We start from the raw sequence: 25,767 nt of genomic DNA on the forward strand, positions 1-25,767 counted from the left end.
GAAGCTTTGTATAGGCTTTGCGCTATAAAAATGTAGCGACTTACACAAAGTGGCTAATTATAACAAATTTTGGCGAAAATACCGATACTCACGATGTTAAATTCATGGCCTAACGAATTAAGCAGGCCCAATGACCTGCTTAATCTTAGATAAAATGCACTTTATAACCAATGAGTTAAACTTTGCGCACCAGCACTGAGCCGATTGAGTAACCGGCACCAAAGGAGCACATGACGCCCAAATCGCCTGATTGCAGCTGATCTTTAAAGCGATGGAACACAATCACAGGGCTGGCTGAACTGGTGTTACCAAATTCATCAATCACAGTGGGCGCAAGCGCAGGGTCAGCATCTTTACCGACCACACTGCGTAAAATTAGATTGATCATGTTTAAGTTGGCTTGGTGTAGCCACATCATTTTTACTTCTTCAGGCTTAAAGTTGTTCTCTTGCAAATGCTCACTGATCATCTCAGAGACTTTAGGACATACTTCGCGAAACACCTTACGGCCATTTTGTAAAAACAGCTTATCCGTTACCGGTTCTTTTAGATCATGATACAGCTCAGTACCTGCTGCTAAATACTCGCATCTGTCTAAGAAGCTGTATTCATTTTTGATATTGATTGAAAACTGAGTAAACAGTTTGCTGTCTAAAATCTCATAGCCTTTTGGTGTATCTAGCTGCTCAATAATAGAGGCCGTCGCCACATCACCAAAGATAAAGTGGCTATCACGGTTACGGAAGTTTAGGTGCGAGGTAGTAATCTCAACGTTTACCACAGCAATTTTAGTGCCTAAGCCGCCTTTAATCGTACCCACTGCTTGAGCGATACCAAAGGTTGCGGCGCTACAAGCCACGTTCATGTCATAAGCGAAGCCGCCCACCATACCGATGGCATGTTGAATCTCAATGGCCAATGCAGGATAAGCGCGGGGTAAGTTTGAACAGGCCACAATAATTCCGTCAAGCTCAGTGGCCTCAAGGCCGGCTTCTGCTAAAGCTTGTTGTAGGGCATCCACCCCCATCTCAGCCATTAAAGACAGCTCTTCACCCAGCTTACGAGCCGGCAATACAGGTGCCATAATTTCAGGGTCTAAGATGCCTTTTTTGTCCATAACATATCGCGACTTAATACCCGATACTTTTTCAATGAACTCAGCCGATGAAGGCTCTAGTGCGTCACGGGTCCCTGCTTCAATTTCGCTGGCGTATTGAGTATTATAATTAGCGACATACTGGTTGAATGAGTCAACAAGCTCTTCATTACTGATGCTATATGGCGGAATATATAGACCTGTCCCTGTAATATATGTTTTCATATTGCTTCCTATTATTCTTAGCAAATTAATTATGTGTCATACTAAAAGTTATCACGCTCAAAGAGGTGAAGCTGTTTTTTTTATTGCGGTGTCAAGTGACTGAAAAACTGAGTTGCAGTATTTGACCCTCGGTTGGCATTTTAAGCACAAGCCTAATATTATGCCTGTTTTGTGTCATTATTCCTAATACTGAGTGTGATAAATTCTTTATCTTTTTCTATCTCAGCTTATTTATGGCGCAATTGATAACTATAAATTGCTATTGTTCAGTGTACAAGCGTTTATTAATATAAAAAGGTTATTTTAAAATGCCTATTAAGGTATCACAAGCTCATATAGAAGCCGAGTTACAGCAGCACACGCCAGCCGGTATTAAAAAGGTGCTTATCCTTGGTGCCGAAAGTACTGGCAAAACGACCCTATGCCAAGATTTGGCTCAGCATTATCAGACTCAGTGGGTAATTGAGTACATGCGCCCCTATTTGCAGCACAAATGGGACACCACTCAAAGCGTTTGTGAATGGCAGGATTTAATGCCGATCGCCTATGGGCAAGTTGCGAGCGAAAATCAGCAGGCAGCGGTGGCCAATCGCTATCTGTTTTGTGATACCGCTTTATTTGAGATTATGGTGTATGCGTATTGGTATTATAATGAGTGTCCAGCCGCGCTTAAGGCTGCAGCACTGAGCCATCATTACGACTTGATCTTGCTAACGCAGGTGGATGTGCCTTGGGTGGCTGATGACTTACGTGACGCGCCCCAGCAGCGAGAGCAGATTACCCAAGCGTTTATCGATGCCTTAACTGAGCACAATAAGCCATTTTTACGCATTGGTGGGACACGTCAAGCACGGGTACAGCAAGTTACCCAGTGGCTTGACGCTGGTTTATGATAAGACAGCTTTTGGATAAGCTGCGACTATACCTTAATTTTCTGTAATACAAAGTCAATGTCTTTATCACCTCGACCGGACAAGTTGACCAAGATGCTCTGATCAGCCGGCATGTCTTTGGCAATCTTCATTGCATAAGCCACCGCATGTGAGGACTCCAGTGCTGGGATAATACCCTCCAGGCGAGACAGGGCCATGAACGCCTCTAAACATTCTTTATCTGTGATTGCTTCATAAGTGGCCAAATTGGCATCGCGCAAATAAGAGTGCTGAGGACCAACGCCCGGATAGTCTAGCCCTGAAGCGATAGAATGCACTTGTGCCGGCTCGCCTTTGTCATTAAGTAGCACATAGCACTTAAAGCCTTGTATCTCACCTTTGACACCTTTAGTCATGGTGGCCGCATGATTCGGCGTATCTAACCCCTCACCTGCCGGCTCAACACCAATCTTCTCAACGACATCATCTTCCATAAAGCCGCTGAATAGACCCATGGCGTTGGAGCCGCCACCGACACAAGCCACGACTTTATTAGGTAAACTACCAGTCGCCTGTAAGAACTGCTCGCGCGCTTCATGGCCAATAACCGATTGAAAGTACCCGACCATCTCAGGATAAGGCGCGGGACCAACCACTGAGCCAATGGCAAACATACTGTTTTTAATATCGCCCAAATACGCCTCAAAAGCACTATCAACCGCCTCTTTTAAGGTACCAGCTCCTTGTGATACGGGCACCAGATTGGCGCCCAATATTTTCATACGGCTGACATTAGGATGCTCTTTTTTGATATCGACCACCCCCATATGAATCTCGCAGGCCACGCCCATAAGTGCTGCCGCCGTCGCCAATGCTACCCCATGCTGGCCTGCACCGGTCTCAGCGATTACCTTGGTTTTTCCCAGTTTTTTGGCCAGTAGCACCTCACCTAAGCAGTGGTTGATTTTGTGGGCGCCGGTATGGTTTAAGTCCTCACGCTTTAGATAAATTTGCGCACCGCCGCAGTGCGCTGTCAGTCGCTTAGCATGATAAATCGGGCTAGGTCTGCCTACATAGGTCTCACGCAGGCGCTTCATCTCGGCGATAAAATCATCATTTTTAATAATTTCACGAAATCCAGTCTCTAGCTCATCTAGCGCTCGTGCCAGTTCAGGATGACTAATTTTTCCCCCAAACTCGCCATATAGACCTTGGGTGTCTGGTAGTGTCGATGCGTGTAAACCATAGCTGTCTTTTATCTGTGTCATATTTGCCCCTAGCCTGCTATAAAAAATATTTAAATAATGCTTTGTATCTACCTATCTATGCTTTATATGCCTTAGTGTTTTTGTGTTCTAGTACACTGATACGAATTCTAAATTAACTTATTCTTCCGGTCAAGCCACAATATGACCTAAATTCTTGTAAACCCAACGCCGCAACTACAAACAAAAATATACATCCCTTATAACCTAAAGGAATAATAACTCCTCTATTTAGCGCTAGACCTTATCCTACAAGTCTGGATAATAGTCCGTTTGTTTTGATTGCGGAGTTTGAGATGCTTGTTTTTGTCTTATTGATCCTCTTTGTTGGCCTGCTGTACGGTCTATGGCGTTATCATCGTCAAAGCGATTCGTTAAGCCGCAGTGTGTTTTTAGGCCTATTTCTTGGGGTGATCTATGGGCTGGTAATATCGAGCCTAGGATTGGATACAGAAAGCTTTTTACCTTGGGTAAATATCGTTGGTAATGGCTATGTGAATTTATTAAAAATGATAGCAATGCCTTTGGTATTTATCTCCATCTTGGCAGCCATTGCTCGATTAGAAAAAGCCTCTATGATTGGTTCGATGAGCTTTTGGATTATCAGCACCTTAATCATTACTACCGGTATCGCAGCCTTTGACGGGGCGATTATTGCCAATTTATTCCACCTTGATGCCAGCTCTATTGTGGCCGGTGAGCAAGAGATAGCTCGTAGCCAAAGTATCATAGAAAGCAGCAGCCAAGTGGCCGATTTGACCATTCCGGGCCTGATTTTAAGCTTTATACCGACCAGCATTGGCGGCACCTTAGCCGGTCTTGAAAGCACCTCAATGATTTCAGCTGTGGTCATCGCAAGCTTATTGGGTATCGCCGCTTTAACCGTTAATAAAAATGACCCTGAAAAAGGTGCCATGATTATCAAAGGTATCGATATCGCTCAAAGCTGGGTTATGGCGTTGGTACGCTTAATCATCCGCCTAACGCCTTATGGTATCTTAGCGCTCATGATTAAAGTCATTGTCACCACTGATGCCGGCGCTATTTGGCAATTGGCCAAATTCTTAATCGCCTCTTATGTTGCCCTATTTATTATGCTGATTGTGCACGCCTTGATTATTACGCTTACTGGACGCTCGCCCATTAGCCACTTTAAGAAAATCGCTCCGGTATTGACCTTTGCCTTTACCTCACGTAGCTCTGCGGCAACCATACCGCTAAGTATCGATGCGCAAGTCAATGAGCTGGGTATTGCCAAGCCAATTGCTAACTTTTCAGCATCCTTTGGTTCAACCATTGGTCAAAATGGATGTGCAGGTGTGTATCCTGCGATGTTAGCAATGATGATTGCCCCCACTATGGGCATTGACCCTTGGTCTATGAGTTTTATTGCCTCCGTCGTGGGCATCTCTATGATTGCCTCATTTGGGGTGGCAGGTGTCGGCGGTGGCGCAACTTTTGCAGCCATTATCGTGCTGTCCACATTAGGTATGCCACTAGAGCTGGCTGGCCTGCTGATTTCTATTGAGCCACTTATCGATATGATGCGTACTTTGGTTAACGTTAGCGGCTCGATTACCGCAGGTGTGGTCGGCAATAAGGTACTGGGTGATGTGGCGCATCATGCAGACTATCAAGGCCAGCCTAGCTGACTTTAACGCTGACTTTAACGCTGACTTTAACCCAGCCTATATTTAAGCTGTTACAAATCAGCCCAGCCATTAAATCTTACCGATATTCGCCCCATAATTTGACCACAATTTATGGGGTATTTTTATGCCCACACCCTTACGACTCTTTATACCTTCAATACAACAACACTACATTTAACAAACTATATTGGCTTTAATATTATTAACAGGCAAGCCCCGTACTGTGAAATTACTCTAAACCTGTCCAATTAAAAAACCTATTAATAATAAATATAAGGAGCTTTATAAACATGACTCACCCCAGCACAGACATTAACGCCGATTATGAGATTAATGACTTGTCGCAAGTCACCAATCTTTTTGACTTTGAAGTATTGGCAAAAAAGAAAATGAGCAAAGGCGCATTTGCCTACGTCTCAACTGGTGCCGGCGATGAAATTACGCATCAAAATAACCACCGTGCTTATGACCACATCACCTTAAACCCTAGAGTGTTAAATGATGCAAAAAAGCTAGATACTAAAGTGACCTTATTTGGTGATGAGTTGGCCTATCCAATTTTAGTCGACCCTTTTGCTTTCCAAAAAACCATGCATCCTGACGGTGAGCTTGCTACTGTCAAAGGCGCTGGAGAGGCCAAAACAGCTTGTGTCATTAGCTCCTTTACCACCACCTCTTTAGAAGACATCCAGCAAGTTGCGACCACGCCGATTTGGTTTCAGTTGTATATCCAAGATGACTTAGAATTTGCCAAAAAAGTGCTAAAACAAGCAGAAGCGGCCGGCTGCAAAGCGGTGTGTATTACCCTAGATTCTGTTGCCGCGGCTGTACGCAATGAAGAAGACAAGGTCGGCTTTGAGCTGTCTAAAGACTTGAACATGCCTTATAAGATTGGCCGGCCAGCACCTGTCTCTTGGCAAGAAGTGGAAATGCTGATTGCTTATACCTCCTTGCCGGTACTGATTAAAGGCATCGTTAATGCTGAAGATGCACAACGAGCCCTTGATATTGGCGCCTCTGGTATTATTGTTTCTAACCACGGAGGGCGTAAATTAGATACCGCGCCGCCAACCATTGAGGCATTACAGCGAGTAGCTGAGCGTGTCGACCATAGAGTTCCCGTGCTCATCGATGGCGGTATCCGCCGTGGTACGGACGTCTTAAAGGCTTTGGCTTTAGGCGCTGACGCAGTGCTATTAGGCAAACCGATTGCTCAAGCATTGGGAGCAGCAGGATCAGAGGGTGTGGCCAAAGCGCTTAAAATCTTACAACATGAATTTGAAATGGCAATGACATTAACTGGGTACAACACCATTAATAGTATTGACCATTCGGTAATCTGGAAATAGCCCAATGATATTCATATTTTAATAGGGCGATCCAAGCGCTTATCCCTAAGTTTTATCACTAAATATTTAAAAATCGGTCTGTCTTGCAGGCCGATTTTTTTATCAAAAGAAGCGCTGGGCGCGGTTATAGATAGCCACAGATAACGGTTAAACTATTTACTTATGGATAAATATCTGTAATATAAACTCTACATTAATTGACATATGTCACCAAATTTTGGTCATCTCTGCTGATTCTTACTTCAATAAAGAGTTTTATTTATGAAAAAGATCGTTGCTCCTCTTGCCTTGTTTTATTTTTGTTGCCCTGCCGCTTATGCAGAAGCGCCCAAGCTATTCGGCAACTTGTTTGTACAAGGCTATTATTCTGACGCAAACTTTGATGCAGATAAAAAGCAGTTAGCAGATAAGTATCCTACCTACCAAGGCAGTGGTAAATACGGAGAAGATGACTTTCATATCAAAACTTATAAATCAACAATAGGTCTTCGAGGTTCAGAGCCTATTAGTGCGACCACAGACGTGGTTTACCAGTTTCAATTTGGTGTGAATTTGACCGAAAGTAATGGCTCAAGTGTTGATTTGCCCAATCGTAGTAACTATTTAGGCTTAAAAAATGATACATGGGGCACAATAAGAGCCGGTCGCTACTGGACCCCTGTGGATTTGATTAACAATGTCGTTGTTGCTAAAGGCATCTGGGACAATAACGGCACGACTCAATTGTCAAAAACCACACAATCTGTTAACGCACTAAACATGACCGATGCCGTACCTCGTGTATCTAATGTCCTCTTCTGGCAGTCACCAGAGCGTAAGGATTTGCCATTTGAGCTGTTTGTGATGTATCAGGCGGATGAGGATAATGAATACCACAATGGCGAAGGCTTTGGCAGCTATCTCACCTATAAGCCTAATAATGGCTTGGTGGCAAGCGTTGCTTATGACAAGGACCTAGAAATCTCAGGGTCTCTTGTGCGCGGTACCGCTACCTATGATTTAGCCAAATCCACTAACGTGCCTGTTACGTTAGGCGCCTTATACCAAGTGGCTGATTATGACGGCTACTCAGAAAAAGAAAAAGGCATGGTACTTAGTGCAAAGCTCGGCTTAAGCAACTTCGCAAGACCTGCCTCAGTATATGCTCAGTACAATAGAAGTACTGATTTACATGGTATCTCTGGCGCAGACTCTAATCAGATTGCGATCGGTGGTGAATATAACTTTAAAGATAACGTCATTGCCCATGCTTATATGGGTTATAACAAGGCAAAAGGTGTGGAAGGATATCTTGGCACACAAGAGGATGCCAACGGTGAATTAACCCCTCTGTATGCCAAAGGTGACTCAGATTATTTTGCTATTGGCACAGGTCTTCAATACAAGTTCTAGTCCGCCGCTCTTAGCACTTATTCATATAGATTGGGTTGGTGTAAAATCTAAGGCTGTTGTCCAACAAAGTCGCAAATGGCCCTAAAAACTGTCTTATGTTCTATTTTTCTGCCGATTAATTGGTTTTTAGGTTTGACAAGGGTCATAAAATCTATATAATACACATCCACAGAGCGAGGGTGATTAGCTCAGTTGGTAGAGCGTCTGCCTTACACGCAGAATGTCGGCGGTTCGAATCCGTCATCACCCACCACTATATTAGTTAGTGTTTAAACTTACTAATCGACCTAAGCAGCGGTAGTTCAGTTGGTTAGAATACCGGCCTGTCACGCCGGGGGTCGCGGGTTCGAGTCCCGTCCGCTGCGCCATATTTTAAAACTTAATAAGCTTTTTTAGTTAAGCACAAAAGTTTCAACCTCAAGTATTGATTTACTTGAGGTTTTTTTGTATCTGTATATTCATATAAATTGTTGATTTATATATTTTTAATTCTAAAAATATATTACTGATCTACAGGTATCTTATTCTCTGATTTTATTTATATGAGTCTATTAACAGATAAGCTGGCTTGACCAAATAGTGGCTTTCTCGACCCAAATCAGGTGTTTTATCGTATTGCTTGATATTAATAATAGTCTCAAATCGGGCTTTCTATTCCCCACTATCTCATAAAACAAACCCTCACGTTCATCATTTTCAGCCTAGCAATACTATATTAGCTAAAAGCAGTTATTACTTATCTTAAACGTCACTAGCTGTCGTTTAGTGCTGTCAGCTCTATTGTTTGATTGTCTTTTTTTAAGTAGTATAAAACCATGTACTAAGAATGGCTTTATATGCGAAGGGATATGATGACCAATAAAAATGCTTATACCGATAACAGCTTTTTCTCCTCTGATCTGAAGACTATCCTGCACTCTAAACGTGCCAATATTTATTACCTTAGCCATTGCCGCGTCATGCAAAAAGATGGGCGGGTTTTATACCTGACCGAAGACGACAAAGCCAATCAGTATTTTAATATCCCCATCGCCAATACCACCTCTATCCTACTTGGCACAGGTACATCCATCACCAATGCTGCCATGCGTCTGCTGTCTCAAGCCGGCGTGTTGGTTGGGTTTTGTGGCGGTGGTGGCACGCCGCTATTTATGGGTAGCGAAAAAGAAATCTTTATCGAGTGGCTGACCCCGCAAAGTGAATACCGCCCCACCGAATACATTCAAGGCTGGATGAGCTGGTGGTTTGATGATGACAAACGCTTGCAAGCGGCGCAAATTATGCAGCTGGCCCGCATTGAATTTTTGCGCTCAGTTTGGCAACGAGACAAAGACTTTAAACAACATGGCTTTGACAGTCAGCAGCCAGATATCGCAAGCTTGCTAGATACGCATCAAAGCCAAATTGTGGTGCAAGATAACGTTATGCACCTACTACAGCTAGAAGCCCGATTAACCAAAGCACTGTATAAACTTGCTGCGCAAAATACCAATTATAGTGGTTTTACTCGTGACCACGATGGTCTTGATAAAGCCAATAGCTTCCTAAATCACGGTAATTATCTCGCCTACGGTCTGGGCGCAACCACCGCTTGGGTGCTCGGTATTCCGCATGGCTTTGCCGTCATGCATGGCAAGACTCGCCGCGGGGCATTGGTGTTTGATATCGCCGACATTGTCAAAGATGCACTGGTACTGCCCCTATCCTTCATTTGCGCCAGTGAGAACCTCAGCGAGCAAGAGTTTCGCCAAGAGTGCTTAAATTATTTTACCCAATATAAAGCGCTTGATGTGATGTTTGAGGTAGTGAAGGGTTTGGCTTTGCAGACGGACTGGGAGATATAAATCATGCTCGTCACTTTTGTCTCTCAATGTGAGAAGAAAGCTCTCAAACGGACTCGGCGTATTTTAGATGCCTTTGCCAACCGTATTGGCGATAACGTGTGGCAAACTGCCATTACTGAAGAGGGGCTAATAACGGTTAAACGGTTATTACGCCAATCTGCCACCCGTTCAACGGCAGTCAGTTGCCATCGTGTACGTACTCGCCAGCGTACCGAACTGGTATGGATAGTGGGTAATAAACGTAAATTTAATGAGGTGGGTTTTGTGCCTGTGAATTGGACAGAAGATGACGTGAGTATCTATCAAGACAGCCATGAATGGAAAAGCTTACCGCTTATTCAACATGCCAGCGCCATCGCAGGACTGTTTCATGACTTTGGAAAAGCAAACAAGCTGTTTCAAGATAAAATCAACCCAGAAATTAAAACAGAGACGTTTGAACCATATCGTCATGAATGGATATCGGTGAGGCTATTTGAAGCATTCGTAGGCGATAACGATGATGCAGCGTGGTTAAACCGTTTGGTCAATGGTGATTTTGCAGATACGACAGATGTTTTTCGTGATGGCATCGATAAATCTATAACAAAATCAAATAATCCCCTAGTAAACCTACCGCCATTGGCACAATTGGTGGCATGGCTTATTGTGACGCATCACAAGCTACCTACTTACCCTGAATATAAAGATGGATTTGATAACGAACCATCATTTATAGATATATCACATTGGTTTAAAAGCTTTAGAGACTTTTGGAACTCACCAAATTGTCTTGATGAGGATCAAGCCTCTCGTATAAAAGACAACTGGTCGTTTAGTGGTGACGCCCTACCTTATCATAGCCATCAATGGCGTTCTCGTGCTTGCGATGTTGCCAGTGACGCAAAAGCAGATCTCTTACCCTTTTTAAGCAGCTTACAAAAAGATGCTCAAGGTAACCTTAGCCTAATAAATGATAGACTATTTAGTACCCACCTATCTCGTTTAGCGTTGATGATGGCAGACCATTATGTTTCCTCTCTAAGTTTTGATACCAGCAATGACCCCAAGCACTTAGGTAGGTATAGAGATGACAATTATAAAGTATATGCCAATACAGGTTATGATGAAGCGGGTAAAAAGGTTTATAAACAACAGTTAGACCAACATCTTATCGGTGTCGGTTATGAAGCTAGAAAAATCAGCACACAATTACCGCAATTAAAAAGAAAACTGTATGGATTAGAGAATAATGACTTTTTAAAGAATACCCTTAAACAAAATCTTAAAGAAGAAAAACTCAGTAAAGATAAATCCGAACAGTTATTCAAAAAGTTTCGCTGGCAAGATGATGCACAAAACCTTGCTGAAGCCATCGGAGAGCAGACCAAAAACAGTGGGTTTTTTGGTATCAATATGGCATCTACTGGTAGCGGTAAAACCTTATGTAATGCCAAGATTATGTATGCCATTGGTCAAAAGACGGGAAAAGTACGCTTTAATGTGGCATTGGGTCTACGTACTTTAACTCTGCAAACAGGGCGTGAGTTTCAAAAGGTGATGAAGCTTAATGAGGATGAACTATCCATCGCTGTAGGCGGTATAGCCGTCAAAGCATTGTTTGAAAACCAGCAAAATAAATATACCAGCACAACAGCAAGCGATGAAAAAGAGGCTGATAATGCCGAACTAATGGGCAGTGAATCTGCCGATGACTTTATCAACCCTGAGTTATACCTCGACTATCAAGGTAAAATACAAGACCACTCTTTATCAAAATGGACTAAAGACAAGCCCCGAGTCAATAAATTATTACTACCTCCCGTATTGGTATGCACCATTGATCATTTAATTCCTGCAACCGAAGGTATTAGAGGTGGTCAGCAAATCGCACCCATGTTACGGCTTTTGACTAGTGACTTGATACTAGATGAACCTGATGACTTTGGATTAAGCGATTTGCCTGCGTTATGTCGACTGATTCATTGGTCAGCCATGCTTGGCAGTCGTGTTTTACTGTCGACAGCCACTATGCCACCTGCCTTGGTTTATGCCTGCTTTGAGGCTTACAAAATGGGTTGGCGTGCTTATGCCAAGGCGAATATAGCCGACTGGGACAAGACAATACAGTGTGCTTGGTTTGATGAAACACAACAGCCTATTGAACAGCTAGTGAATTTTGATAGCTTTAAAGACTTTAAAAATACACATGACAACTTTGTGACTAATCGTATCAATCACCTTAAAAAACACCCACCAAAACGCTTAGGTAAAATTACGCCTGTCATTGAAGCCAAACACTTAAGCATCAATGAAAATAGCGTCAGTGAAAACATGGCAAATACGATATTTAATGAAATTATTGCGCTTCATCAAACCCATCATTTGAGTCGAGCGGATAAAGCCGTTTCTATTGGCTTAGTTCGTATGGCTAATATCGACCCCCTTATTCAAGTGGCTAAGTATCTATTGGCTAAAGATGCGCCTAACGATACCTGTATTCACTACTGCATTTATCACAGCCGCTTTCCGCTCGTCATTCGCTCACATATAGAGGATAAGCTAGACAATATATTGACCCGTAAAGACCCTGAGCGTATTTGGCATGACACCCAAGGTGTTGGCAGTATTATTAAAGAAACAACACATAAACATCATATCTTTGTAGTATTAGCCTCGCCCGTTGCCGAGGTCGGGCGTGACCACGATTACGATTGGGCAATCGTTGAACCCAGCTCCATCCGTTCAATGGTGCAACTGGCAGGGCGTATATTACGTCATAGAGACATCACCCCTACCTCGCCGAACATTAGCTTACTCAATAAAAACATCAAAGCGTTGAAAAATAATGAGGTTTGTTTTACCAAGCCAGGATTTGAAGGTGACGGTCTAAAATTAAGTCAACATGATTTAATTGAAGTGTTAGAGCAAGCGAATTATCAAACAATAGATGCCACACCCAAGCTTTTATTTCCTGAAAACTTTACACCTAAAAGTGACGATGTTCAAAACTTAAATGAGCTAGAACATAAAGCTTTATATAAAAGGCTTCTTAAAGATACGTCACACAATCAACAAGCATCAAATTGGTGGAAGCATTCAGTACAGTGGAGTGGAGAGGTACAGCGTCAGCAAAAATTCAGAAAGTCTGTCAAAGGTGATTCGTATCATTTATGGCTAACTGATACGTTTAATAAACCGACATTTAAATGGGCAGACCCCAAAGAGTTTGATCCCACCAAACGGTTTCATGATGCCAAAAATTTTGGCACTGAATTTACGATAACAGATAACAGTCAATTATTACTCGGTTCTGGCATTCAGTTTTGGTTGGATTTAACGCCATTAACTATTTATCAAAACCTTATTGACGACTTCGCTCAGCAAGACAAAAACTATAGCCTAGAGGATATTAGTAGAAAGTTTGGAGAAATCAAACCATCGCCCTATCACACAGCTAATGTTGCTTTAACTTATCAATATCAGTTGGGTCTGTATTAAGAGTAATGATAAAAAATTCTAGAAATTAAGCCACCTATGCGGTGGTAAAAAAGATTTATTAAGCTACTACTGTCTAAGCCACCTAATATTCTTCTATTAGGTAGGCAAACAACCAAACAAATATAAGGATTTAATATGTCGTCTAACAATGTCAAAACGTGGCAAACGGTTATCACTGATTATATAGATGAGGTAAATGAACAAGATAAAGTAGAAAAAATGAAAGGCGCTATCCTTGCAACAAAGCTATTTGACCACTTGATGACAGCGAAAACCGAAGATGATAACCAAAGTAAAGACTTACACAAACAGTTAAACAAACTGAAAAAGCTGTCGCTAAATGAGCGAAATTTACCAAAGATTAAAGCGTTGTATCAAGAGTTTGTTAAAAATGGATGGATAACGTCTGTAGATAACACCATCAATGCAATCAAAAAAATGTCGGATTATTATAGTGTATGGATTAATCATGCCCTACTACAAATTGACTATGTCACGCCAGCCACCCATGTGGCGAAGCTTACCCACTCTAGTAGTGGTGGCTCATCTATTATGGATGAGATAGATGATGTACAAGCGGGCTATTTGACGACCAGCGCCTTGCCCCATGTCATTTATGATGGCGCTTATCCTAATGCCAGTTTATCAAAAATTGCAAAGTTTCTACTATTAAGTGTCGATGGCGACCCTTTAGGCAAGTTGCTCAAAGCAGGTGATAGCTCGCCCCTTAAACATATAGTGGCTGATGATAACTTAGCAGATTGGACAGCAACGTTTAAACAAAAACTCAACCCACACCCCAAAGCGGACTCACTTGCCAAACAAGTCTACTTTCCTGTTAAAGATGACTATCATTTGCTAGTTGTACTGAAACCCTCCTCACTTATTCAAGCTATTTATGCCACCTACTTTTTTAAAGACGTCAGAAAAGCACGAGATAAAATATATAAGCAAAAGGAGAAAGAAAAATACAGCCCCGAGGTATATCAAAGCCTACCAAACGTAGCGACCTTAGCCACAGTGATGAGCCAACCACAAAACGTATCAGTAAATAATGGCAGCCGAGGCGGTAATATTCGTCTGTTTAACAGTGCGCCACCTGTTTGGCAAAACCAATTAAAACCACCTCTACACTTAGAAACTATGTTTAATGCCCGTCTATTAAATCGTTATGCTTTTGACAATATTAAGCAACTGCGTGACTTATTGCTTACTTTTGAAAAGGCGGAGATTAGCTTTAAAGACCCTAACAGGCTTAAAGGCGTGCGTAACTGGGTAAAAGCAATTGCTAATAATGTCATTGACTACTCACAAACCTTAGCTATCTTGCCTGCGGGATGGAGTGCCAATCCTGAATGCCAACTGCCTATAGAGCAACAAATATTTCTAGACTTCGATAGACAGGATGCAGAGTTTAACAATGTAAAACGACAAAGCGACTGGCAAGGAAAACTGGTTAAAGGCTTTGTACTTTGGCTTAATAAATCTCTTACAGGAAAAGATAATAAGTTCATTTCTACTAATGAGCATAACCGTATTTGGCGAGATGTTTTTGCCAATATTTTACGTGAACATATTGATATGCTAAAGATGGCTTATGATGAGCAAAGCGTTAATTTAGATAGTGTTATTGATAGTCATACTGCTGATAATACTGATAACCCTAAGGAGACGACAGTATGAAGCTGATTTGTATTAATCGTATTAAAGTTCAAAATGCCAATGCTGTTGCAGGTCTTACAACAGGTTCGGTCAGTCCTACCGCAGTTATGGGAGCAACACATACACTCCAACGTAAAATAGATCAGCATTACTCCCAAGAACCCATAAAGTTACTGGGCACAGCAATGATCGTTCATGATCATCATCAGCATACTTTTAAAAACGACAACGGTGCGATTAAATTTACCCAGTCTCGTAACGCACCCTATCTACATGGCTTAACAGATGACAAAAAGAGTAGCCCTGCCTCGGTTATCGAAGAGGGTAAAATGAATGTCACGTTATCTTTGCTCATTGCCTATGATGGTTTTGTTGCAGATAACAAGCAACTTGAAGCATGGTTAGATACTCACTGTCGTCTGCTTCGTATTGCAGGCGGTAGCATTTTGGATATTAAAGATATTAGCTTAGTGAATATCACAGGCAGTGATAAAGCAGGAACACAAATTAAACGCTTAGTACGCTCATTGCTTCCTGGCTTTGTTTTATATGACCGTAATGATCTGCTTGCCTCACATGCAAATGAACAAGATATAGATACGCTCACCGCTTGGATAGACTTTGTATCACTAAAGCAAGTTGCCCGACCCGAACATAAATTAATCGATAAGCATCTTAGCGGATTAACAGATAATAAATTATGGACAGTTTGGCAAAAGTATTTAACAACACCTTATCTAACCACAGATATTCCTGACGCCATCACTCAGCACTTTGATACGCTTAATGATAAATCCTTTAAGGCGCTATTAAAACAGTGGCAAAGCTATCTAAACCCTGACAGTAAAACACCAGCACAGTGGGAATATCAACCTAAACCTGCCTCGGGATATCTTGTGCCAATTATGACAGGTTATAAAGCCATTAGCCCAGTGTATAAAAATGATGAAGTCGATAATACCCGTGATGCCACGACTGACGTCTGTTTTGTGGAGGCAGTACATACTGTTGGTGAGTGGCAAAGTGTCCATCGTATTAAAGAATTAGTGCAACTTGAGCAAGCTTTGTGGTGCTATAACTACCAGCCTAACTGGTATTTATGTAAACAAAACTATCAACCCCCAACCATCAACAACAATGATGATGAAGATTATATATAGGAGTACATCCCATGACTATTGACTTACCGAGCTTACTATCTTTTGAACGCAAAATTGAAAACTCAGATGCCTTAATGTTTTCAGGCAACTGGGCAGAACAAGATAAAGAGGGTTGGCGTGCCATTAAAATTATTCCTCGTCTTAACCGTTCTACTCAAAGCGCTTACGGTATTAGCGACGACAAAAAAAACCAGCCTAACCCAGTTGCATCAAGCAATGATGATGCAAATTTACCACTTGAGCATGATACTTTAAAAGTTAGCTTTACCTTACGTTTAATCGGTAATTTAGGTTTGCCGTTTGCTTGTAATAGCCCTGAGTTTGAGACGGCAATTAAACAAAAAGTAGATGAGTTTAAGCAAACGGATATGTTAGATGAGTTAGCCAAACGTTATGCTTATAATATTGCCAATGGTCGCTTTTTGTGGCGTAACCGTGTCGGTGCAAAAAACATTACCATCAAGGTAACTATTGATAGACAAGATAGTGAGGATGCCGAAGTATTGAGCTTTAACGCTTATGATTATAGTTTAAATAACTTTGACAATGCAGATGAGAAAATTAATAGGCTAGCCAGCGCCATCAAAGAAGGACTTGCTAGTGAGACATTTATATTTATCTCTGTAGAAGCGTTTGTTGAGCTTGGCAATGGACAGCGTGTTTTTCCTTCGCAAGAAATGAATATGGGTGAAAAACGTAAGGTCTTATTTAAAATACATGACCAAGCAGCGATGCACAATGTGAAAGTAGGTAACGCATTACGGACAGTCGATGACTGGTACCCCGATGCACAATTCCCAATTGCAGCAGAACCTTTTGGTGCAGTAACCCAGCGCGGGCAGGCGTATAGAAAAAGCAAAACTGACCTTTATACACTCATGCAAGCATGGGTTAATGATACAGAATTAGAAGATGAACAAAAGGCGTATGTGGTCGCTAATTTAATTAGAGGCGGTGTGTTTAGTAAAGGTGGTGACTAATGAATTATTACCAAGAAATTACCATCCTACCCGACCCTGAGATAACGGCTTACTTCATTTGGAGTAAGCTATATAACCAGCTTCATATTGCATTGGCGGATGTGAAAAATACACATGGTATTGAGTCAATTGGTGTGAGCTTTCCTGATTATTACTTTGACAGTAAAAACGGCAAGTCATCCAAGCTCGGCAATAAACTACGTGTATTTGCACCCAATGCCGATGATTTAACGAAACTTGATTTGAACAAATGGTTAGCCCGCTTAACAGATTATGTACATATCAAGCCAATTAAAGATGTACCTGTTAATATAGAAAGTTATGTCAGCGTACATCGTTATCGCTTTAAACCGACCGATGTGCAAGCGCAATCATTGGCTGAAAAGCTGGATATTAGCCTAGATGATGCACTGGCAACAGTGGCGAAACGCACGCCTGAAAAGCCTGTACCTTATATTAGGTTGACCAGTGAAACCAATAAATCACCTTACTTACTTAAAGTGTTACAACAACCTGCGGATACGCCGAAGTCAGGCATATTTAATACTTATGGTATGAATGGCATGCGTAATAAAGTTACTCTACCGCATTGGTAAACCATGATTCAACTGGTCATGATGAATGACCCAAAAAGAGGATGTAAAAACCCTCTTTTTGACCTATTTAAAAACTCGCAATAAAATCAAAGGTTTATGATATAGCCAAAAAAGAGGGTAAAAACAGAGTTTTGCCCTCTAGGCTTTGTCATAACTTACTTTTTGGAGGTATAATTCCTCTTTCACACCGCACAGGTGGCTTAGAAATATCGTCATCAGCACTTAGTAATGAATTTAATCTTTCACACCGCACAGGTGGCTTAGAAATGATGTTAAGTTGCCGAATAAAGGCAGTACGACTTTCACACCGCACAGGTGGCTTAGAAAATCGACAACGTCTTGCACAAACTTAGTAAGTGCTTTCACACCGCACAGGTGGCTTAGAAAAAACATTCGCTTCCAGTCCTCAAACAGATCAACTTTCACACCGCACAGGTGGCTTAGAAATCGCTAATGGCTAAGTTTGATGACTTGGGTGTCTTTCACACCGCACAGGTGGCTTAGAAAATCCACAATGCAGGCGATGCAATCTTAGGTCACTTTCACACCGCACAGGTGGCTTAGAAATTGCATATCGCTCCAATGCTTGACAACCCCACCTTTCACACCGCACAGGTGGCTTAGAAAAGTTTATAATGGTTACTGCGGACTCTGATGTGCTTTCACACCGCACAGGTGGCTTAGAAAATGCAGGTAATCGTCTTGATACTTGCTCACTCCTTTCACACCGCACAGGTGGCTTAGAAAATCATAAGATGGCAGCGGCTTACCAAGCAGTTCTTTCACACCGCACAGGTGGCTTAGAAAGACGGTGAGGAAGCCGACAGCCAAGATGATAGCTTTCACACCGCACAGGTGGCTTAGAAATTATCAAGAGCTTCTGCAAACAGTCTCTTTTTCTTTCACACCGCACAGGTGGCTTAGAAATTGAGCTTCTTCTTTGTCTAGCTTGATGCGTTCTTTCACACCGCACAGGTGGCTTAGAAAAGCTTCAATAGCCGCTTCAGTGTTTGACAAGCCTTTCACACCGCACAGGTGGCTTAGAAAACCTTGTATTGCAGCGGATGAGCAATCACCTTCTTTCACACCGCACAGGTGGCTTAGAAAATTTCGCAATTCTGCAAATTGCATTTTGCATTCTTTCACACCGCACAGGTGGCTTAGAAAATTTCTGCCTCAAACTGCCATTCCACCAACAACTTTCACACCGCACAGGTGGCTTAGAAAATCAAGCGGCTTGCTCAGTCGATTAGCTGACACTTTCACACCGCACAGGTGGCTTAGAAAGCAGCGAGTACACAACGCTGCACAAGGTTGAGCTTTCACACCGCACAGGTGGCTTAGAAATTACTTAGATACTGGCGGTGGCTTTTCAGGGTCTTTCACACCGCACAGGTGGCTTAGAAAGTCAAATCCCTCAATCACCCTTAGCAGAATTTCTTTCACACCGCACAGGTGGCTTAGAAAAATATAACTTACAGCGAGTGGATTAAGCAAAACTTTCACACCGCACAGGTGGCTTAGAAATGCGGATGGATAAGCATGTTACGTCTTGTCCACTTTCACACCGCACAGGTGGCTTAGAAAAGAGCCTACTGCTGTCACTGTAATATCACACACTTTCACACCGCACAGGTGGCTTAGAAAATTCCCGCGTAAAGGTGTAGGAGTGCCACAGGCTTTCACACCGCACAGGTGGCTTAGAAACTCACGTTTCATGGGCTTTGTGATTTTTTCTTCTTTCACACCGCACAGGTGGCTTAGAAAATCACAGGCGCACCACTTGACGATATGCCAGCCTTTCACACCGCACAGGTGGCTTAGAAAAACAGATTACTGGGCGAGCTTAATTGGTGGTGCTTTCACACCGCACAGGTGGCTTAGAAAGCATCAAAACCAAGCTTGAGCTTGCATCAGTTCTTTCACACCGCACAGGTGGCTTAGAAAGTAGTGAGGGCTTGATTATGACTACTTGGATTCTTTCACACCGCACAGGTGGCTTAGAAAATTCCCACGTAAAGGCGTAGGAGTGCCACAAGCTTTCACACCGCACAGGTGGCTTAGAAAGAAAGGCAGCCGCATCAAAACCAAGCTTGAGCCTTTCACACCGCACAGGTGGCTTAGAAATCAAGCACTGTTTGCTCAGTCCAGTTTTTGCGCTTTCACACCGCACAGGTGGCTTAGAAAGTGGCGGCAACCCAACAGCAGAGCAGCAATCACTTTCACACCGCACAGGTGGCTTAGAAATCAAGGAGTATTTAACCATGACTGAGGTAGAGCTTTCACACCGCACAGGTGGCTTAGAAAATGAATTTGTGCGCAACAAGGGCGATGTATCACTTTCACACCGCACAGGTGGCTTAGAAAAAAAGAGGATTAGATAAACCGGGCCTTTTTGCCTTTCACACCGCACAGGTGGCTTAGAAATTGGTGATAAAAAAGACTGGAAAGTGGGCAATCTTTCACACCGCACAGGTGGCTTAGAAAAACCGGCAAAAAGTCATGGACTCTAACACTTACTTTCACACCGCACAGGTGGCTTAGAAAATAGCCATTAGCTTGTTTAGTGGCGGAGTCTTCTTTCACACCGCACAGGTGGCTTAGAAATGCCACGCTTGCTCTAGCTTCTCAATATCGCCCTTTCACACCGCACAGGTGGCTTAGAAAATTAGCCTTGAGCGTCAAATTTTAGTCAAAATCTTTCACACCGCACAGGTGGCTTAGAAACATTAGACGGCAATCTTGAGTCTAACTACGGCCTTTCACACCGCACAGGTGGCTTAGAAAACTGGCTTTCATAATGTTGATAAACTCGGTCTCTTTCACACCGCACAGGTGGCTTAGAAAAGAGATTGCCAAGACGTTTATGCCAGAGTTCACTTTCACACCGCACAGGTGGCTTAGAAAAGCACAAGGATTTGAGGGCTACAGCGGTAGGGCTTTCACACCGCACAGGTGGCTTAGAAATTGCGCTTTGGCATTCGCCCCACCTACCAGTCCTTTCACACCGCACAGGTGGCTTAGAAAATGACTTTCCATTCAACCGGCTCATAATTGCCCTTTCACACCGCACAGGTGGCTTAGAAATCACTGTGTCGAGCGCCTTGCCACATTCAGATCTTTCACACCGCACAGGTGGCTTAGAAACAGTCCTTGCCAACGTGAAATGGGGTTAGCTGCTTTCACACCGCACAGGTGGCTTAGAAACTTGAGCATCACCTCAGTCATAGCGTCCTTAGCTTTCACACCGCACAGGTGGCTTAGAAACAATGACACCCAGTTAGCGTTGTCTGTCTTGCCTTTCACACCGCACAGGTGGCTTAGAAAAAAGGACGGCCTTGGTAGGTTCTGCGGCTGAACTTTCACACCGCACAGGTGGCTTAGAAAGTTACCGTTGGCAGCGCTGGGCGCGGCCCAGTCTTTCACACCGCACAGGTGGCTTAGAAATTACATTAACGAGGGTGATGAGGTGGGCATTGCTTTCACACCGCACAGGTGGCTTAGAAAGTGAGGTTAAGAATATGCCGAGCCTTGCGTTTCTTTCACACCGCACAGGTGGCTTAGAAATATGGTGGCAAAGATAATCTGCGACTCTAAGTCTTTCACACCGCACAGGTGGCTTAGAAATATCCCTTGGCTTTGGCTTGGTTGGCAGCTTTCTTTCACACCGCACAGGTGGCTTAGAAATGAAGATTTAATTATAGGCATTACTCAAGGCTCTTTCACACCGCACAGGTGGCTTAGAAATTAAATCGACTACGAGTTACAGCGCTGAGCCGCTTTCACACCGCACAGGTGGCTTAGAAAAGTAAGGTTTCGTTGTGTTTCAGCAGACGCTCCTTTCACACCGCACAGGTGGCTTAGAAATTGAGTCAGCCGCTTGTCATCTTGCTGCTGCCCTTTCACACCGCACAGGTGGCTTAGAAAAAAAGCGTAGGTTGTAGAGAATTACCGCTTTCCTTTCACACCGCACAGGTGGCTTAGAAATGATTGTCTTGCTCACTCAGCACCTCATTGATCTTTCACACCGCACAGGTGGCTTAGAAATGTGGCAAAAGAGCCACTAGACGAGTCAAGGGCTTTCACACCGCACAGGTGGCTTAGAAAATACTCGTACAAATTGCCGTCTAGCGACCTGCCTTTCACACCGCACAGGTGGCTTAGAAACTCAATGGTCGGCTTAGGCTTGGCCACTTTAACTTTCACACCGCACAGGTGGCTTAGAAAACTGCTCAACAATATCCGCCCACCACTGCATCCTTTCACACCGCACAGGTGGCTTAGAAATCTCGGCATCCTGCACTGCCTCATGCTCGCTACTTTCACACCGCACAGGTGGCTTAGAAATAAAAAAGAGATATGCAAGCAAGCACGCCATGCTTTCACACCGCACAGGTGGCTTAGAAAAACAGTCTACAAACTAGGCTCAAGCGAGATTTTCTTTCACACCGCACAGGTGGCTTAGAAATAAGCGACCTAAGCGCAGACGCAACAGACCGGCTTTCACACCGCACAGGTGGCTTAGAAAAGTAAGGTTTCGTTGTGTTTGCGCAAACGCTCCTTTCACACCGCACAGGTGGCTTAGAAATTAGCGAAGAAAAAGCACAAATCATACTTGACCTTTCACACCGCACAGGTGGCTTAGAAATATAAGGAGTGGTAACGAGGTTTACACTAATACTTTCACACCGCACAGGTGGCTTAGAAATATAACTCTCCAGATTTGACCTGCTTTAATCTCTTTCACACCGCACAGGTGGCTTAGAAATCAAGGCATGGCTCGCAAGAACGTACAGCGTACTTTCACACCGCACAGGTGGCTTAGAAATGCCGTTATTGAGCGTGACGAGTTTGGGAAGCCTTTCACACCGCACAGGTGGCTTAGAAAATTAGTCAGCCGGTAAAGATAGCGAGTGCGTCCTTTCACACCGCACAGGTGGCTTAGAAACTCACTACGGCATAAGACTGCGTTGTATCAACCTTTCACACCGCACAGGTGGCTTAGAAACCGTTTTTACATTGCGCCGGGTCAAGCATACGACTTTCACACCGCACAGGTGGCTTAGAAACGGACGTTTTCGCCGGGATAGACGCGGATAATCTTTCACACCGCACAGGTGGCTTAGAAAAGTGAGAGTCGATACGGATTAAGCGGCTATTCCTTTCACACCGCACAGGTGGCTTAGAAACTCGTAAAAATCAAAAAGCGGTACTCGATGAACTTTCACACCGCACAGGTGGCTTAGAAATGAGCAATTTAAACAACTATTTAATCTATAAGCTTTCACACCGCACAGGTGGCTTAGAAAATCCGCTAAGTTTGGTGACTTACGCATATTCTCTTTCACACCGCACAGGTGGCTTAGAAATAATGCCGTGGGTCAAGATGTTTTTGAGCATACTTTCACACCGCACAGGTGGCTTAGAAAAAGCAATCGCCTTGTCTAAGGTCAATCATAATCTTTCACACCGCACAGGTGGCTTAGAAATGTTTGCAGGTCTGGGCTAAAGTTAATGATGACTTTCACACCGCACAGGTGGCTTAGAAAACATTTGCAGCGCCATAAATTGTTTTAGTTTCCTTTCACACCGCACAGGTGGCTTAGAAACTAGCACCACTGGTAGTAGATAACAGCACACCTCTTTCACACCGCACAGGTGGCTTAGAAAATTATGAAAAAATCTAGAGCCATTAAGTGTGTCTTTCACACCGTACAGGTGGCTTAGAATTAAAAGCTATCCCCCACTCAATCGGTAATTTAAAGCAGCTTAAAGAGCTTATACTTTATAGTAATGGCTTACAAAGTTTACCTGACACCCTCACTAATTTAAAACAATTAGAGCGTCTAGATATTAGTGACAATCCATTATCTCACTTACCTGACTCAGTAAGACAGTTTATTATTGAATTGGGTAATAAGGTATTTAGCGTGAAAGATAAATAGACTGTACTGATTTTAGCTAATTGTGATATAGCCTTTAATTTTAGAAGCCCTTTAAATTAAGGTTTGTAGTGGCATGGTCAAACTAAACCATGCTTTGGACCAAAAAAGAGCTCTGACCTAATACAATCAAGTCAGAGCCTTTTATGAGCGAATCAATTACTAGAATCCTCTAGCGTTATCACTGTCAACGGTATAGAAGATATTAAAAGCGCTATTCGCCCCAGTTTTTATCTGCTTACCGGCTACTGTAGCACTGGCCTCAAAGTCCACCCCGCCTCCTGCACTTTCACCACTGGCGATATTGGGTAGAGTTAATGAGCGTATGGTTACTTGTTTATTAGTAACTGGCGTATCTGCTTTGGTAAGTTTTTGGCCGCGTGGTTTGACCACCTCTCCTGTTGCTAAGTCCTTATTGACATCATCATAAATAATATCGAAATCTAACAACTGAGCTTGATCAAGTTTTGCTTGACCATCTACCACAGGAATACCCACCAAAGACTTGCTACCACGGTGAATCATTCGATTTTCAATAACCTGCCCATTATCCAGCTTTCTACCTTCTGCTGCTACTGAGTTGGTTCGCACTATGAACATAACTTTATAGCCTGGTACTGCAGACTCTGCTTTTCCATCAAAAATATCTGCTACCAATTCTGGTGAGTTCTTCGCCTTATTAACCACGATACGGGCAGAGTTTTCGTAAACAGGATAATCCTTGCCATCAATGGTCAAATAACGCGTGTCTTTATAACTGCTTTGCGTACTCATTATCCCATGGGTCATAGTCGTAGAGGTTGCGACAGGCGCATCGCTCACTACGGATGTCGTACTTTGACATCCAGCGGCTCCTAGAGATAAGAAAGCGATAGATAAGAGTGACGCAGCAGACAGTAACGTATTGCGATAACCTGAGTGTGGTGTTGTTAACATATTTTAGTCTCATAAAAAAAGGGGTTATAACATAAAAACGTCCCAAAACAAATGATATTGATAACTATTATCATTTGTTTTATTATTACTATAATGTTACAGATTGTCAACTCTCTACGCAGCTTAAATTTATTATTTTTGACTCTATTGGATGTCAGCGCACCTAACCTTATTAGATAGCTGGGCTGTTGCCAGATAGGTTAAATCTTTTGAAGGATTACTCATGTCAACAACGCAAGCCAGCCGATCGATAGCAATGATGATGGCGGTTTTAGGAGCAGCAATGACGCCCAGCCATGCCAAGCCAGATTTAACACAGACAACAGATATGACGCTGCTCAGTGCAAAAGATATAGGATATAAATTTGTCTATCATGATTTTAGCGCAGTAGCCCCTAAGACCTCACAGCAAGATAATTTGGCCGCGATACAAGCTTATGCTAAGCCTCGTCATTATCGAGTATGGCTGGCTATTCCTTGCCAACCAAGCTTGTCACCCTCACAAGAGTGTTTAAGCACCGCGACCAAAGTACTGTATATGCTTGATGGCAATGCTGCTATTGATGATTTAGACCAAGAGACACTGCACGCTTTATCTCAGGCTCAATCAAGCAATATGGCCCCAGCCTTAGTCTTTATTGGTTATCAGACGCCCTATCGGTTTGATGTGGATGCCCGAGCCTATGACTACACGCCGCCTTTATTTGATGACACTCATGAGCAAAAACAAAGCAGCGCTAATAGCAGTAAGGCATTTCAGGAAAAAGGTAGAGCGCGATTAAATGGCGGTGCAGAGCAGTTTTATGAGCTTATTGAACAAGAGATAAAACCTTGGGTCTATGAGCAGCTGGGCAACAAGCCGACACAGGAGGCGATCTGGGGGCACTCTTATGGTGGTCTTTTTGTGTTATATACCTTATTTGAGCATCCACAGTCTTACCAGCAGTATTTTAGTGCAGATCCCTCATTATGGTGGCAAGATGGTGAGATGACTCAGTACTGGCAGGCATTTCAAAACCAGCCTATAACGCAGCTATCTATCCTCTCAACAACCAAGCAGTTACGACTTACTTTTAGTCAATCACAGCAGCAAGATGCGCCTGTCGCTAATACCTCCACAGCGAGCACAGCCGCTGTCAGTGGCCTAAATAAAAATGAGTTTGCCAATAATATCTGTACCATGTTTCAAAATAACGCGAGCTATCAGTTTTATAATGAGTCGCATGGAGAGCTATTTACCACCTCCCTGCTTGACAGCTTACAGCGCTTTTGACACCTTCTTGCTATCATAAAAAAAAGATCTGAACACGTGGTCC

General features: G+C 43.0%; 15 protein-coding genes, 2 tRNA genes and 1 CRISPR repeat array. Of the genes, 14 read left to right on the forward strand and 3 right to left on the reverse strand.

The window, feature by feature from the left end; translation table 11 throughout:
- Positions 1-175: 175 nt before the first annotated feature.
- Complete coding sequence (locus DLE54_RS06735; protein WP_011960699.1) at positions 176-1,321, reverse strand: beta-ketoacyl-ACP synthase III; 1,146 nt, start codon at positions 1,319-1,321, stop codon at positions 176-178.
- Between the two features lie 308 nt (positions 1,322-1,629).
- Between DLE54_RS06735 and DLE54_RS06740 the strand changes: the two genes are divergently transcribed.
- The gene (locus tag DLE54_RS06740; RefSeq protein ID WP_110816672.1) at positions 1,630-2,214 is read left to right on the forward strand and encodes an AAA family ATPase; all 585 of its coding nucleotides are present in this window, start codon (positions 1,630-1,632) and stop codon (positions 2,212-2,214) included.
- A 26-nt stretch (positions 2,215-2,240) separates the two neighbouring features.
- On the opposite strand, the gene trpB is transcribed toward DLE54_RS06740, so the two are convergent.
- On the reverse strand, positions 2,241-3,461 hold the full coding sequence (trpB, locus tag DLE54_RS06745; protein WP_011960701.1) for a tryptophan synthase subunit beta: 1,221 nt from the start codon (positions 3,459-3,461) through the stop codon (positions 2,241-2,243).
- A 293-nt stretch (positions 3,462-3,754) separates the two neighbouring features.
- On the opposite strand from trpB, the gene DLE54_RS06750 reads away from it, so the two are divergent.
- From DLE54_RS06750 to DLE54_RS12250, 12 genes are all read left to right on the forward strand, one after another.
- Positions 3,755-5,110 carry a cation:dicarboxylate symporter family transporter gene (locus DLE54_RS06750; RefSeq protein ID WP_011960702.1) on the forward strand — a complete coding sequence of 452 codons (1,356 nt, stop codon included), beginning with the start codon at positions 3,755-3,757 and terminating at the stop codon, positions 5,108-5,110.
- A gap of 290 nt (positions 5,111-5,400) precedes the next feature.
- Positions 5,401-6,459, forward strand: a complete 1,059-nt coding sequence (locus tag DLE54_RS06755) for an alpha-hydroxy acid oxidase (RefSeq protein ID WP_011960703.1) — start codon at positions 5,401-5,403, stop codon at positions 6,457-6,459.
- Between the two features lie 261 nt (positions 6,460-6,720).
- Positions 6,721-7,851 (forward strand): porin, encoded by a 1,131-nt coding sequence (locus DLE54_RS06760; RefSeq protein WP_110816673.1) that lies wholly within the window; start codon positions 6,721-6,723, stop codon positions 7,849-7,851.
- A gap of 177 nt (positions 7,852-8,028) precedes the next feature.
- A tRNA-Val gene (locus tag DLE54_RS06765) sits at positions 8,029-8,104 on the forward strand.
- 38 nt (positions 8,105-8,142) lie between these two features.
- A tRNA-Asp gene (locus tag DLE54_RS06770) sits at positions 8,143-8,219 on the forward strand.
- Between the two features lie 483 nt (positions 8,220-8,702).
- A complete protein-coding gene (cas1f, locus tag DLE54_RS06775) occupies positions 8,703-9,695 on the forward strand; it encodes a type I-F CRISPR-associated endonuclease Cas1f (RefSeq protein ID WP_110816674.1) in 993 nt (330 codons plus the stop codon).
- 3 nt (positions 9,696-9,698) lie between these two features.
- Positions 9,699-13,175 (forward strand): type I-F CRISPR-associated helicase Cas3f, encoded by a 3,477-nt coding sequence (gene cas3f / locus DLE54_RS06780; RefSeq protein ID WP_110816675.1) that lies wholly within the window; start codon positions 9,699-9,701, stop codon positions 13,173-13,175.
- A gap of 135 nt (positions 13,176-13,310) precedes the next feature.
- Complete coding sequence (csy1, locus tag DLE54_RS06785) at positions 13,311-14,858, forward strand: type I-F CRISPR-associated protein Csy1 (RefSeq protein ID WP_110816676.1); 1,548 nt, start codon at positions 13,311-13,313, stop codon at positions 14,856-14,858.
- On the forward strand, positions 14,855-15,997 hold the full coding sequence (locus DLE54_RS12065; protein ID WP_110816677.1) for a type I-F CRISPR-associated protein Csy2: 1,143 nt from the start codon (positions 14,855-14,857) through the stop codon (positions 15,995-15,997). The genes csy1 and DLE54_RS12065 overlap by 4 nt, the downstream gene beginning before the upstream one ends.
- A gap of 11 nt (positions 15,998-16,008) precedes the next feature.
- A complete protein-coding gene (gene csy3, locus DLE54_RS06795) occupies positions 16,009-16,977 on the forward strand; it encodes a type I-F CRISPR-associated protein Csy3 (RefSeq protein WP_110816678.1) in 969 nt (322 codons plus the stop codon).
- Positions 16,977-17,573, forward strand: coding sequence for a type I-F CRISPR-associated endoribonuclease Cas6/Csy4 (gene cas6f / locus DLE54_RS06800; protein WP_110816679.1), 597 nt, complete (start codon positions 16,977-16,979; stop codon positions 17,571-17,573). Before csy3 ends, cas6f begins: the two co-directional genes overlap by 1 nt.
- A gap of 179 nt (positions 17,574-17,752) precedes the next feature.
- A CRISPR array of direct repeats spans positions 17,753-23,303; the repeat unit is 28 nt; unit sequence CTTTCACACCGCACAGGTGGCTTAGAAA.
- Positions 23,304-23,323: 20 nt separating this feature from the next.
- Positions 23,324-23,518 carry a leucine-rich repeat domain-containing protein gene (locus DLE54_RS12250; RefSeq protein WP_227535667.1) on the forward strand — a complete coding sequence of 65 codons (195 nt, stop codon included), beginning with the start codon at positions 23,324-23,326 and terminating at the stop codon, positions 23,516-23,518.
- A 159-nt stretch (positions 23,519-23,677) separates the two neighbouring features.
- Here DLE54_RS12250 and DLE54_RS06810 read toward each other — a convergent pair whose 3' ends face one another.
- Entirely contained in the window at positions 23,678-24,451 is a 774-nt protein-coding gene (locus DLE54_RS06810; protein WP_162617737.1) for a hypothetical protein, read from the reverse strand.
- Positions 24,452-24,674: 223 nt separating this feature from the next.
- Here DLE54_RS06810 and DLE54_RS06815 point away from each other — a divergent pair, with 223 nt between their 5' ends.
- Positions 24,675-25,724: an alpha/beta hydrolase gene (locus DLE54_RS06815; RefSeq protein WP_110816681.1), complete on the forward strand. Its 1,050-nt coding sequence runs from the start codon at positions 24,675-24,677 to the stop codon at positions 25,722-25,724.
- Positions 25,725-25,767: the final 43 nt, after the last annotated feature.

It is taken from the genome of Psychrobacter sp. YP14, from assembly GCF_003209315.1.
In the GTDB taxonomy this organism is placed as follows: Bacteria; Pseudomonadota; Gammaproteobacteria; order Pseudomonadales; family Moraxellaceae; genus Psychrobacter; species Psychrobacter raelei.